At 71.1% G+C, this 11,981-nt stretch carries 15 protein-coding genes and 1 riboswitch; of the genes, 11 read left to right on the top strand and 4 right to left on the bottom strand.

Features of this window, described 5'->3' with window-relative positions; translation table 11 throughout:
* Positions 1 to 145: 145 nt before the first annotated feature.
* Positions 146 to 322, bottom strand: a riboswitch (cobalamin riboswitch).
* A 327-nt stretch (positions 323 to 649) separates the two neighbouring features.
* A complete protein-coding gene (locus ACLQ28_RS11055; RefSeq protein WP_425686124.1) occupies positions 650 to 1,357 on the top strand; it encodes an MBL fold metallo-hydrolase in 708 nt (235 codons plus the stop codon).
* A gap of 11 nt (positions 1,358 to 1,368) precedes the next feature.
* Here ACLQ28_RS11055 and ACLQ28_RS11050 read toward each other — a convergent pair whose 3' ends face one another.
* Entirely contained in the window at positions 1,369 to 1,704 is a 336-nt protein-coding gene (locus ACLQ28_RS11050) for a hypothetical protein (protein ID WP_425686123.1), read from the bottom strand.
* Positions 1,705 to 1,839: 135 nt separating this feature from the next.
* Between ACLQ28_RS11050 and ACLQ28_RS11045 the strand changes: the two genes are divergently transcribed.
* The 4 genes from ACLQ28_RS11045 to ACLQ28_RS11030 all read left to right on the top strand — a co-directional run bounded on the left by ACLQ28_RS11045 (position 1,840) and on the right by ACLQ28_RS11030 (position 3,732).
* The gene (locus ACLQ28_RS11045; protein WP_425686122.1) at positions 1,840 to 2,415 is read left to right on the top strand and encodes an RNA polymerase sigma factor; all 576 of its coding nucleotides are present in this window, start codon (positions 1,840 to 1,842) and stop codon (positions 2,413 to 2,415) included.
* Positions 2,408 to 3,118 carry a hypothetical protein gene (locus tag ACLQ28_RS11040; protein WP_425686121.1) on the top strand — a complete coding sequence of 237 codons (711 nt, stop codon included), beginning with the start codon at positions 2,408 to 2,410 and terminating at the stop codon, positions 3,116 to 3,118. Before ACLQ28_RS11045 ends, ACLQ28_RS11040 begins: the two co-directional genes overlap by 8 nt.
* 109 nt (positions 3,119 to 3,227) lie before the next feature.
* Complete coding sequence (locus ACLQ28_RS11035; protein ID WP_425686120.1) at positions 3,228 to 3,353, top strand: hypothetical protein; 126 nt, start codon at positions 3,228 to 3,230, stop codon at positions 3,351 to 3,353.
* A 97-nt stretch (positions 3,354 to 3,450) separates the two neighbouring features.
* Positions 3,451 to 3,732 (top strand): hypothetical protein, encoded by a 282-nt coding sequence (locus tag ACLQ28_RS11030; protein ID WP_425686119.1) that lies wholly within the window; start codon positions 3,451 to 3,453, stop codon positions 3,730 to 3,732.
* Between the two features lie 205 nt (positions 3,733 to 3,937).
* On the opposite strand, the gene ACLQ28_RS11025 is transcribed toward ACLQ28_RS11030, so the two are convergent.
* A complete protein-coding gene (locus tag ACLQ28_RS11025) occupies positions 3,938 to 4,711 on the bottom strand; it encodes an SDR family oxidoreductase (protein ID WP_363725703.1) in 774 nt (257 codons plus the stop codon).
* Positions 4,712 to 4,799: 88 nt separating this feature from the next.
* Here ACLQ28_RS11025 and ACLQ28_RS11020 point away from each other — a divergent pair, with 88 nt between their 5' ends.
* Positions 4,800 to 5,417, top strand: coding sequence for a TetR/AcrR family transcriptional regulator (locus ACLQ28_RS11020; RefSeq protein ID WP_425686118.1), 618 nt, complete (start codon positions 4,800 to 4,802; stop codon positions 5,415 to 5,417).
* Positions 5,418 to 5,468: 51 nt separating this feature from the next.
* Entirely contained in the window at positions 5,469 to 6,137 is a 669-nt protein-coding gene (locus ACLQ28_RS11015; protein WP_425686117.1) for a hypothetical protein, read from the top strand.
* Between the two features lie 114 nt (positions 6,138 to 6,251).
* On the opposite strand, the gene ACLQ28_RS11010 is transcribed toward ACLQ28_RS11015, so the two are convergent.
* Positions 6,252 to 7,148: an aldo/keto reductase gene (locus ACLQ28_RS11010; protein WP_425686116.1), complete on the bottom strand. Its 897-nt coding sequence runs from the start codon at positions 7,146 to 7,148 to the stop codon at positions 6,252 to 6,254.
* A gap of 73 nt (positions 7,149 to 7,221) precedes the next feature.
* Positions 7,222 to 8,484 carry an MFS transporter gene (locus tag ACLQ28_RS11005; RefSeq protein ID WP_425686115.1) on the bottom strand — a complete coding sequence of 421 codons (1,263 nt, stop codon included), beginning with the start codon at positions 8,482 to 8,484 and terminating at the stop codon, positions 7,222 to 7,224.
* Positions 8,485 to 8,643: 159 nt separating this feature from the next.
* Between ACLQ28_RS11005 and ACLQ28_RS11000 the strand changes: the two genes are divergently transcribed.
* The 4 genes from ACLQ28_RS11000 to ACLQ28_RS10985 all read left to right on the top strand — a co-directional run bounded on the left by ACLQ28_RS11000 (position 8,644) and on the right by ACLQ28_RS10985 (position 11,797).
* Positions 8,644 to 9,633: a LacI family DNA-binding transcriptional regulator gene (locus tag ACLQ28_RS11000; RefSeq protein ID WP_425686114.1), complete on the top strand. Its 990-nt coding sequence runs from the start codon at positions 8,644 to 8,646 to the stop codon at positions 9,631 to 9,633.
* 139 nt (positions 9,634 to 9,772) lie between these two features.
* Positions 9,773 to 10,381 carry a hypothetical protein gene (locus ACLQ28_RS10995; protein WP_425686113.1) on the top strand — a complete coding sequence of 203 codons (609 nt, stop codon included), beginning with the start codon at positions 9,773 to 9,775 and terminating at the stop codon, positions 10,379 to 10,381.
* On the top strand, positions 10,365 to 10,991 hold the full coding sequence (locus ACLQ28_RS10990) for an OmpA family protein (RefSeq protein ID WP_425686112.1): 627 nt from the start codon (positions 10,365 to 10,367) through the stop codon (positions 10,989 to 10,991). Before ACLQ28_RS10995 ends, ACLQ28_RS10990 begins: the two co-directional genes overlap by 17 nt.
* A gap of 92 nt (positions 10,992 to 11,083) precedes the next feature.
* Complete coding sequence (locus ACLQ28_RS10985) at positions 11,084 to 11,797, top strand: alpha/beta hydrolase (RefSeq protein ID WP_425686111.1); 714 nt, start codon at positions 11,084 to 11,086, stop codon at positions 11,795 to 11,797.
* Positions 11,798 to 11,981 lie beyond the last annotated feature (184 nt).

The raw sequence follows: 11,981 nt of genomic DNA, 5'->3' as shown, positions 1-11,981 counted from the left end.
CTGGGGCGCGCCGAAGCGACCGGCCCGGAGAACGCGGGCGCGGTCGGTCACGGGCGCGGTGCAGCGCTGACTGTGCGGGCCATGACGGTGTCCGTCGATGAATGAGACGCCGTGCGTCATCGGGTCCTCCTCGGGTGTCCACGCCCTGGGGTACGTCCCGACGGCCGAAGTATCCTGGCTTCCGGATCGACGCTCTCCCCCGGCCTTCCAACCGCAGACACACGGCCGTGACTCACGAGGGGGGATCGCTCCCCGGTGACAGTGGCGGGACCGCGTCGGAATTGCACCGACTTCCTTCACTGCCGTCAGGCCGCGAATGCTGCCACACCGCTGCGCCGCCGGTCAACGCCGACCCCCGCACCACCGAGCAAGACACATTCATCGATGACTGGTGATTGGTTCGCTCGCAAAACCGGCCCGCGTAAGACCCCGGGTCCATGTGGCGCACCCTTTGCTCTGCTTCAGCGGAGGCAACAGTGGCGACACCTTTTCGTTGCCTCCGTGGAAGCAGAGCAAAGGGTGCGTACACGTACCTTGGCCTGCGCCGATCGCCTGACGGGGCGGTGACAGGCGGCCCGGTCACCTAGGATCGACGATCGCCGGGACCAGCGTCCGCGATCAATGTCGGGGGTCGATCACCATCGTCGCCATGCAGTTCCGCCACCTCGCCGGCCGGGTCTGGCTCTGTCCGGGCAATCCCGACCCGGAGGCGGTCCAGGCCGGTGTCGCCGTCGTCGCCGACGAACGCGGCAGTGTGATGATCGACGCCGGGCAGAGCCCTGCGCACGCCCGCGAGATCCAGGCCGCGCTGACTGCCGCCGGGCTACCCCAGCCGCGATGGCTCGTCTACACCCACCACCACTGGGACCATGTCTGGGGCGCCTGCGCCTGGCAAGGGGTCGAGATCGTCGGGCACGAAACGGCCGTGATGCTCCTTCGCGCCGAGGCCGCCCGACCGTGGAGTCACCACTATCTGGACGAGCAGGTACGCGCCAATCCCCGCCTCGGCCCGAGCTTCCGGGCCCGGGCACGCGCGGTGGACTCCTGGGAGGATCTCGTCGTCCTGCCGCCGACCCGGACCTTCACCGACGTGGACGAGTTGCCGGTCGGGGTTCGGCTACGCCACGTCGGCGGCGGGCACGCGCCGGACTCGACAGTCGTGCTGGTGCCCGACTCGGGCGTCATGCTGCTGGGTGACTGCTTCTACCCGCCACCGGCGCACCTGCGCCGACCCGAGGACGGCCTCGACCTGGGCCTGGTCCGGCGACTGCTCGACGACGACTACCACTGGTACGTCTCCAGCCACGCCGAGCCGACGACACTCGAGCAGGCCCGCTCTGCCGTCGACGCGGCCTGAGCAGGCGAGGCTCAGCGGGCGTGGCGTTCCGGGTGTGCTCGGTTCCACACCCGCATCCGCTCCGGGTAACCGGTGCGCGCCGCCTCGTACAGCGGCACCGCGTGCTTGCGGGCGATGGCCCCCGCCGCGCGTGGCGTGCCGGTACGGCGACGGATCCACTCGCCGTCGTGGGCGATCGCCACCACGGTGGTGTCCGTCGCGGTGGTCTCCGGCTCCAGGTAGAACTCGACCCCGCGCCGAGAGGCGACGAACGTCTCCAGCGCGGCGAGATCGTCCCGGGTCGCCTCCCGGTCCAGCTTCGTCGGGGTCGCCTCGGCACCCCGTGACCGGCGGTTGAACCAGCTCATGCCCAGCCCCTCTCCTCGACGCCCCTCCAGTGCAGCACCGGTTCCTGGCAATACGCTGCACGCCGGGTGGGAGACGGCTGACCCGATTTCGTCACCCGAGGCTGGAACCCGCAGAGCGTGAGCGGTGTCATGGGTGTGACCGGAACGGAGGTTCCCCTGGACGACGACGCACTCGTCACCCGCGCTCGGGCAGGTGACCTGGAGGCGTACGACCTCCTGGTCGCCCGACACACCGCGTCCGCGTACCGGACGGCGGTGCTGCTTGGCGCGGGCTCGGACTCCGAGGACGTCACCCAGGAGGCGTTCGTGAAGGCGTACCGCAAGCTGTCCCGTTACCGGGGCGAGTCGTCGTTCCGGTCCTGGCTGCTCGCGATCGTCGCCAACGAGACCCGCAACCTGCACCGGTCCCGTGGGCGGCGCGACGGTCTCGTCCTGCGGGCCGCCGTGGCGAACCCGACGTCGGAGATCGCCGAGGACGGGGCCGTCAGCGCGGTCCTCGCCGGGGAGCGCCGCACCGCGCTGGTCGAGGCCCTGCGTCAACTGCCGGTACGCGATCGCGAGGTGATCGTCTGCCGGTTCTTCCTTGACCTCAGCGAGGAGGAGACGGTGGCGGCGCTGGGCTGGCCCCGAGGCACGGTGAAGTCGCGCACGTCCCGGGCCCTGGCGAAGCTTCGCGGCCTCCTCGACCGGGAGGAGGTCCGGTATGGGTGACCTCGAACGGGAACTGCGCGACCTGTCCGCCTGGTTGGAGACACCCGACCCGCCCGACGTGAGCGCACGCGTGCGCGTACGGCTCAGCAGGCCGGCACGCCCGTGGCGTCGGCTCGCTGCGGCGGCGCTCGTCGCCGTCGTCGTGGCGGTGGTGCCGCCGACCCGTGCGGCCGTCGCGGACGCCGTCACGGAGCTGCTGCGCTTCGCCGGTGTCAGCATCGCCACCACGCCCACCCGGACGTTGCCCGGTGACACTCCCTCGCCGTTGCCCAGTCAGCGGTCCGTTGCCCTGGACGAGGCCCAACGGTCGGTACGGTTCCCGGTCCGCCTGCCGGCGAAGCTGGGTCCGCCCGAGCGCGTGCTGGTCGCCGACCCCGATCCGACGGGCAACTACCGGGTGGCGACGCTGCTCTACGACGGGGGCGCGCTGCGCGTCGACGCGTTCGACGGCCACCTCAATCTGGCCTTCCACAAGAAGGCCAGCCCGCCCGGGGTGGAGTGGGTCCAGGTCAACGGGGACTTCGCCGTGTGGGTCGACCACCCGCACGTGCTGTCGTACGTGGACCGTGCCGGACAGGTCCGCGAAGAGACCGCCAGGCTCGCCGCCTCGACCCTGATCTGGGAGGACGACGACGTGAGCTACCGACTTGAGGGCGCCCTCTCCCAGGCTGAGGCGATCGAGGTCGCCCAGTCGCTGCGTTAGGGAACCGGGCGGGCCCGGTCGGTGTCGTGAAGGTACGACGAGTCGTCGACGCCCGGCCTGCTCCAGTCCGGGGTCGCGGCCCGCGTACCGGGAGGGGCGAGATGGGTGCATGGGGCAGGTTGATGCTGGCGTCGTCGGTGGTCCTGCTGGCGGGGTGCACGACCACGACCAGTGGCGGGTCGTCCGCGCCGGCCGGCGCTACCGCCACCACGGCGAGCGCTGCGTCCGGCTGTAACTCTCGAGTCGAGACGGGGTCGCTACCCGACTGGGCGGACGCCGGTTTCCACGGGGACGCCCGGATACCGCACGTCTTCGGCGCCAAAGGTGACATCGTGGCGGCGCTGTTCGCCCATCCGTTGAGGCTGGACCGGAAGGACGGGTCGAACAACAAGATCCTGTGGGTGGCACAGGCCTCCACGACCTCACCCGACCCGACGGCACCGGCGACCCTGGTGATCACCGCGACGTTGGACGGCACCGACACCCGCGTGACCCGGGAGGTCGCCGGCGGCCCAGGTCCGTCGATCATCGACATGCCCCAGGCCGGTTGCTGGCACCTGGACCTGCGTTGGTCCGGGCACACCGACGCAATGGACCTGGTCTACGCCCCATGAGCTGCTGCGACGCCGCCCGGTCCGAGCCGACGTGCTCGGGTCGTGCGGCACCCGCCTGGTACTCCAGCTGTAGATCGTGATCTTCATCGTGGTTCGACCCGGGCGAACCAGCCTGCGATCCGGCCCATCAGCTCAGCAAGCGCCGCCCGCCAACGCCCCCCGGGCGGGAGACCACGGCGCGGTGCTCCCGCCCAAGGGGAATGACTCACAGCCCGGCGCCCCCGGTCGCGTCGATGACCCGGCCGGTCACCCAGCGCGCGTCATTGGAGGCGAGGAAGGCCACGATGTCGGCCACGTCTGCTGGCTGCCCGACGCGGCCAAGGGCGGCAAGGGATGCCGCATGTGCCTCGGCCTGCGGATTGCCCCGAAGCCAGGCCGCATTGACATCCGTATCGACGATCCCGGGGGCCACCGAGTTGGCCGTGATGCCCCGAGGGCCCAGTTCCTTGGCGAGGTTGAGGGTGAAGGTGTCCAGTGCGCCCTTGGTGGCGCCGTAGGCGATGATCTCCGGCATGGCCAGGCTGGCCGCACCGCTGGAGATGTTGATGATCCGGCCCCCGTCACGCAGACGCGACAGCCCCTGCTGCACGATGAAGAACGGCGCACGCACGTTCACGGCGAAGACCTCGTCGAAGCCGTCCTCGGTCAACGAGGCAAGCGCCGCGCTGCGTCCTATGCCAGCGTTGTTGACGATGATGTCAAGCTTCCCGTCCGGCGTGTGGTCCTTGCCCGCAGCGTCGAAGGCGGCCCACAGGCGCGTCGCGTCGCCGTGCCGTCCCAGCTCCGCGCGCAGCGCGAAGGCCAGCCCTCCGTTCTTCCGGATGCGCTCGACGGTCTCGCTTGCCGCCGTCTCATCGCGGGCGTAGGCGACGCCGACGGCGGCGCCGTCCCGGGCGAGTCGTTCCGCGATGGCCCGGCCGATACCTCGGCTGCCGCCGGTGACCAGCGCAACCTTGCCCTCAAGTGCTCCTGTTGCCATGGCTGTTGTCCGCCTCTACATTTTTTGAGTGATGACTCAAGAATGAACGTAGCACACGTTCTTGAGTGCTCGCTCTATAATTAAGGGCATGAGTGGACCAGGCGTGAAGCGAGGACGGCCGCCGGCGTTCGACCGCACGACAGCCCTGACGGCCGCCACCCGACTGTTCTGGGAGCACGGCTACGAGGCCACCTCCATCGGCGAGCTGACTCGGGCAATGGGCATCAAACCCGGCAGCCTGTATGCGGCGTTCGGGGACAAAAAGTCCCTGTTCAAAGAGGTCGTCCACACCTACGGACGCTCTCCCGTCGGTGCGTTCATCGGTACCGCCCTGGAAGAGGAGCCCACAGCCCACGGCGCGTTCCGCCGCATCCTTTGCGAGGCGGCAGCCGTCTACCCCGACCCCTCCCACCCGGCCGGCTGTCTGACCATCAGCGCCGCCACCAACGTCACCGTCCAAGACGCCGAGGTCGCGGCATTCCTGCGCGACCTGCGCAACACGAACCTGGCCGCCTTCGAAACACGCCTGACGACCGCACAGCAGCAAGGCGAACTGCCGGCCGCAGCCAACCCTCGCGCGCTGGCCGCGTACTTTGCCGCAGTCATCCAGGGCATGTCACAGCGTGCCCGGGATGGCGCAACAACCACGGAGCTCACCGAAACGGCAGAACTGGCACTGGACGCCTGGCCCCAAGCGCAAGACTGAGCGCCTGGCGGCAAGATCACGATCCACAGCTGGAGCACTACGCTGCCGTGCGTGCTGAAGGACATGCGGCCGGCGGCGGCCCGCAACAACGCCGAATGGTGCGACATCGTCTGCGGCAGCCACGGGCTGGCCGGCCGTACCGACGCCGACGCCTGGTCGGTCCCCCGGCGCTCCCCGCCGTGGTACCCGGACGCGGTCACCTTGCGGCCAGGCGTCGACGCCGAGACCCTGCTGGGCCGGATCGACGCGGGTCCCGGCGCGTCGGTGAAGGACAGCTTCGCCGACCTCGACCTGTCCGGGTACGGATTCCGGGTGCTCTTCGACGCCCAGTGGATCCACCGCCCTCCGGCGAGACCACCGGTCGGCGAACCGCTCGACCCGGTCACCACACCCGAGGAGCTGGCGGCCTGGGCGGCGGCACACGGCGGCGGGGAGCTGTTCCGCTCGGCGCTCCTGGCCGACCCACGGGTACGGGTGCTCGCCCGCCACGACGACCAGGGTGCGCTCACCGGCGGCGCGATACTCGGCGGCGAGGACGGCCGGTACGGCGTCTCCAACCTGTTCACCCGCACCAACGACCCGCTGGACATCTGGCAGGGAATCTGCGCCACCGTGCCCGCAGCACAACTGGTCGGCTACGAATCCACCCCCGACCTGCCCCCAGCCCTGCAAGCAGGCTTCATCCCAACAGGCCCCCTCCGAGTCTGGCTAAACACCTAACCTCCACCCGGTTCCCACCCGAGCCCCGTTGATCATGAGGTTATTGCCCCGACACGCCGAACGGGATGGCAATAACCTCATGATCAACGGGGCGGGGGCGGGGGGTGGGTGGGGTCAGGACAGGTTGGTTAGGTCTTCGGGGGTTAGGCGTAGGGCTCCGGCCGCTATGTTCTGCTCCAGGTGTTCCGGGTTCGCGGTGCCGGGGATGGCCAGTACGTGTAGGCCCTGGTGCAGCGTCCAGGCGAGGCGTACCTGCTGCGGGGTGACGCCGTGGGCGCGGGCCACCGCCTCGACGGCCTCGGTCTGCGCGGCGCTCGCGCCCGCCTCCCGACCGGTGCCGGCCACCGCGAAGAACGGCACGTAGGCGATGCCCCGCTCGCCGCAGACCCGGACGAACTCGTCCTGCTCCCGGTAGGCGTCCACCCCGTAGTTGTTCTGCACGCAGACCACCGGCGCGATGCCCGCCACCTCGTCCAACTGTTCGGGACGCGCGTTGGAGAGCCCGAGGTGTCGGATCAGCCCGGCGGCGCGCAGCTCGGCGAGGGCGCCGAACCGGTCGACCAGCGGCACCGCGCCGGGTCCCCGGCCGAGGCGCAGGTTCACCACGTCGAGCTGGTCACGGCCGAGCCGACGGAGGTTCTCCTCCACCTGGGCGCGCAACTGCGCCGGGGTGAGCGCCTCGGTGAAGCCGGCCACCGGGTCGTACCCGAAGCCGACCTTGGTGGCGATCACCAGATCCTCCGGGTACGGGGCGAGCGCCGCGCGGATCAGCTCGGTCGCGTAGCGGGCCGGGCCGGTGCCGACCCGCAGGGTGCCGCCGGGTGAGACGTAGAACGCGGCGGTGTCGATGTGGTTGACGCCCAGCTCCACGGCACGGCGCAGCAGGGCGACGGCCCGGTCGCGGTCGGGGTTCGCGGTGATCCGCATGGAGCCGAAGCCCATCCGGTGCACGGTCCGGTCGCCCAGGGTCCAGCTACCCGCCGCGGCTGCGGTGATCTCGTCGGTTGGCATCGGGCGACCATAGCCAGCACGGGTACGCGGCGCAGTCGGCCGCGCACCCGATACCGCTCGACGGCGGCGTGGGTTAGTTTTTGTGTGCTGACGGAGCCGTCTCGACGGCGTGCGGCGGGCGCAGCACCCGCACCAGCAGCAGGGTCGGCAGCAGCAGCAAAGGCACCACCAGCAGCGCGCGCAGGGTGCCGACCTCGTCGCCGATCAGGCCCAGCAACGGCGGCCCACCCAGGAACGCGGTGTAGCCGATCACCGCGACCACGCTGACCCGCACCGGCGCGTGTGCCTCCTCGTCGGCCGCCGCGCTCATCCCGACCGGGAAGCCCAGCGACGCGCCGAGGCCCCACAGCGCGACGCCGACGATGGCCACCGGTCCCGACCCGGCCAGCACGGCCAGGCCGGCCCCGACGACGGCGAGCCCGATGGTGCCGGTGAGCACCGGCACCCGACCCCATCGGTCCAGCGCGATGGTGCCGGCGGTGCGCCCGACGGTCATGCCCACCACGAAGACACCGAAGACGGCCGCGCCGGCGGCCTCGCTCAGGTCCCGTCCGTCGATGAACGCGACAGCCAGCCAGTCGTTGGCGGCACCCTCGGTGAACGCCGCCACCAGCACGAACAACCCGATCAGCAGGGTGCGCGGCTCCCGCCAGGCGGCGAGCTGCGCCCGGCGACGGGCAGCCGGGGTGGCGTCCGCCGGGTCGCCGCTGTGATCGCTGCCCACGGGCAGGAACGTCCGGGAGGCGAGTACGGTGCCGGTCAACACGACCACCGCCACCGTCACGAGATGTGTGCCGACTGGCACGTCGAAGCGGGCTGCCAAGGCGCCCAACCCCGCGCCGGCCACCGACCCGAGGCTCCACCCCGCGTGGAAACGGGGCATGATCGTGCGACGCAGCCGTCGTTCCACCGCCGCGCCCTCGACGTTCATCGCCACGTCGCAGGCGCCGGAGCCGTAGCCGAACGTGGCCAGTCCCAGCGCGACGACGCCGAACGACCCGGTCATCGTGGCGCCCAGCCCCGCCACGGTCAGACCGACCGCGACCAGCACGGTCGCGAGAGTCACCGTGCGGGCCGCGCCGAGTCGTTGGGCGAGCAGGCCGGAGGTGGGCATGGCGAGCAGCGCGCCGATGCTCATCGCCAGCAGGAGCAGCCCGAGCCGGCCGGCGGAGAGGTCCAACGCCTCACGGACCGCCGGCACCCGGGAGAACCAGCTACCGACGGCCAGCCCGTTGAGAGTGAAGGTGACAGCGACGCCGTTGCGGGCGAGCAGCACGGCCCGGGAAGGCGGCGGTGTGGTGTCCGGGGCAACGGGTCGACTGGTGGGGGCGCTCACGGAGGCAGGTCCTCTTTCTCGGGGTGTTCTCTCGGGACGATCGCACACCTGAGAGCGCTACCACCACAAGCCGATACGCCCCTTACCGACGCTGGGCCGGCCGGGGCATGATGTGAGCAGGCGTTTGTCCGACCGGACGGTCCGCCGCAGGAGGCGACGATGACGACAGCGGCACACCGACCGGCCACCCTGGAGGACGTCGCGCGGGTCGCCGGGGTGTCCCGGTCCACCGCGTCGAGGGTGATCGCCGGCACCGGGTTCGCGTCGCCGGCCGCCCGGCAACAGGTCACCGCCGCCGTCGACCAGCTCGGTTACGTCCCCAACCCGGCAGCCCGGGCGTTGGTCCGCGGCGGCGGCGTGCGGCTGGTCGTGGCCGCCCTGGGGACCAGCGCGGCGGTGCTGGAAGACCCGTACGTTCACCAGGTGGTCGGCTCGGCCGCCCGGGTCTGCACGGCCGCCGGTGTCGGGGTGGCGCTGCACTGGCTGCCCCTGGGCGACCCACGCAGCCTCAACCAGCTCGGCGGGGATCGCTCCGTCTGCGGGGTGATTCTGGTCAACACCACCGAGGACATGCTGGACGCGGTGCCCCGGTCGCTACGCGGCCGGGTGGTCTCGATCGGCATCGGCTCGCCGACGGTGCCGTCGTTCGACGTCGACAACGCCGCCGGCGCCGACGCGGTGCTGCGCCACCTGTACGCCACGGGTCGTCGCCGCTTCGCCATGGTGACCGGTCCCCGGTGGCTGCCCTGCGCGCAACGCCCCGTGGAGACGTACCGTCGGCTCATGCGCCACGCTGGCCTGCCGGAGCGGGAGCTGCCCGGGGACTTCACAGCGGCGCGCGGGCGGGTGACCGCCGGCGAGGCTCTGCGCCGCTGGCCGGACGTCGACGCGATCTACGCGATCAGCGACGACACCGCGCTCGGGGTGATGGCGGGCCTGCGGGACGCCGGCGTGCGCGTACCGGCCGACGTCGCGGTCGCCGGCTTCGACGACATCCCGCTGGCCGGCATGACCGACCCCGCGCTGACCACCGCGAGCCACCCGGTGGGGCGGATCGCCGTCGCCGCGGCCACGGCACTGCTGGACGGGCGTCCCGCCGCGCCGGCGACTCTGTTCCCGTCCGTCCTGGTGGCCCGCGCCAGCGCCTGAGCCCGACGGTCAGCGGGTCGCGGCCGTTCCCACCCCTGGTGCGCGCGTCAAGATCAAGGGGTGGCAGGGTGGAACACACCAGGGAACTGGACACGGTTCCGCCGCCCTAGTGCCAGGCCCGGAAACGGGGACACGAATGATGAGGACCACGGTGCAACTGTCCAAGGTGCTGACCGCGATCACGCTGGCATTGACCGCAACCCTGGTGACCAGCGGCTGCGGGCTCGGGTCGAAGCCGGATCAGGGCCAGGCCGCTGCCGGCGAAAAGGCCACCGGCGGCGGTGCGCCGGGAAAGCCCGACGAGCGGGCACCGGTCGTCGCGACGGTGGAGACGCAGGTCAGCCACGCGGGCCACGTCGTGCCGCTCAAAGTCGAGCTGTTTGGGCCGCGTCGGGACGAAGGGTTCGTGACGGTGAACGTCCGACTGACGAACCTGACGCCGGAAGGCCAGGGCAACTCGTCGGGTTGGCAGATCGACAACACCTTCGCCGGGCAGACCAGAAGCGTCGACAACAAGCAGGCCTTCTCCGGCCTGTACCTGCTGGACCGGAAGAACCACAAGCAGTACCTGGTGGCGCGGAACGCCAATGAGGAGTTTCTCGCCTCGACAAACTTGGAAGCGGTGTTCGTGAAGCCGCAGCAGACGGCCGACCTCTTCGCCACGTTCGGGGCTCCACCGGCGGACGTGACGGCCGTCGACCTGACCATCCCGCAGATCCCGGTGTTCGAGAATGTTCCGCTCGGTTAGCCGTCCACGCGGGCCGGTCGCCGTCACGATCGTCGCCGGTCTGCTGCTCAGTTGCCCCGCGCCGGCGTCGGCGGCACCCGTCGACATGGTCGGCCCACCGGTGCAGGTGGTGGACGGGCCACGGCTGGGAGCCGACGACGGGAAGGTGACAGCTCCGGTGCTCGACGTGGTGGCACCGGCGCTGGACGTCTTCGTCATCACCGGCAGCGTCGAGGGTGACAGCACCGAGGCCGAGAGCTCCAACCGGGTCGAGTTGATCCTCGGCGCCGACGTGCTGTTCGCGTTCGGCAAGGCTGACCTGTCTCCGGCCGCGCAGCAGCGGCTGACACAGGTCGCCGAACGAATCCGGCAGCAGGCCAAGGGCGTGGTCCGGATCGACGGGCATACGGACGGGATCGGCAACCCGACCGACAACCAGGAACTGTCGAGGCGGCGTGCCGAAACCGTCCGGGCCGCGCTCGACGCGATGCTGGCCGGCGTTCCGGTGACCATGCAGGCCGCCGGTCACGGCGAGGACGAGCCGATCGCTGTGGAGACCACCCCGGACGGCAAGGACAACCCGGCCGGCCGGGCGAAGAACCGCCGGGTCGAGATCCGCTTCGACAAATAGCGCGGTACGCCAGCTGAGCCACCGCGCGATTAACCCTCGGCGGGCCGGGTAACCGCGTCGGGCATTCCGTCGACCGCGAGGGGTGATGAGCCGTGTCCGACTCCTCCCCGTCGCACTGGGACCCAGCGCAGGGTCCTCGGCAGGGCCGGCTGGCCACCCGCCGCCACCGGCCGGTGGCGCCGGCGCCCACCGGGCTCGTGCCGATGACCGGCCCCGACGGTGAGCGGCTGGCGATGGCGTACGCCCCGACGCCCGCGACCGACGGCTCGGCGTACCGGTTGGTGTTGCTCCTGCACGGGGCGGGCGGCTCGGCGCGGCACGGGCTGGACCTGCTGCTACCCGTCGCGGACGCGCATCACCTGCTGCTGGTCGCCCCACAGTCGTCGGCGGCCAGCTGGGACCTGATCGCTGGCGGCTTCGGGGCGGACGTGGCGCGAATCGATGGGCTGCTCGCGGCTGCCTTCGACGGCTACCCCGTGCACGACGTGACGCTCGGCGGTTTCTCCGACGGCGCTTCGTACGCGCTGTCGCTGGGCTTGGCCAACGGGGGCCTGATCGACGCGGTGCTGGCCTTCTCCCCCGGTTTCGCCGCGCCACCGGTGACGCACGGCCGTCCACGGATCTTCGTGTCGCACGGCGTGGACGACCGGGTGCTGCCCATCGACATGTGCAGCCGCAGGCTCGTCCCACACCTGCACGGCCTCGGCTACGACGTCACCTACGAGGAGTTCCAAGGCGGCCACGACCTCCCCACGTCAATCCGCGATTCCGCCACCACCTGGCTGACCACCCCACCCCCGCCCTGAGAGACCCACCCCACCCAGCCCTGCCACGCCCAACCCAGCTGGGCACCGCTCCCACCGTGATCATTTGATGAAAAGTAGGTGCCAGGAGCATCTCTGACCTACTTTTCATCAAATGATCACGGCATACCGTGCCGGTGTCGGCGAGGCGTGGCCGCGGCTCGCCGCAGCAGGTGACGGTGACGGT

Source organism: Micromonospora sp. DT201, assembly GCF_049841575.1.
GTDB lineage: Bacteria > Actinomycetota > Actinomycetes > Mycobacteriales > Micromonosporaceae > Micromonospora.
Note: the sequence above shows the minus strand (reverse complement) of the source record. Positions and strands in the feature narration are given on the sequence as shown.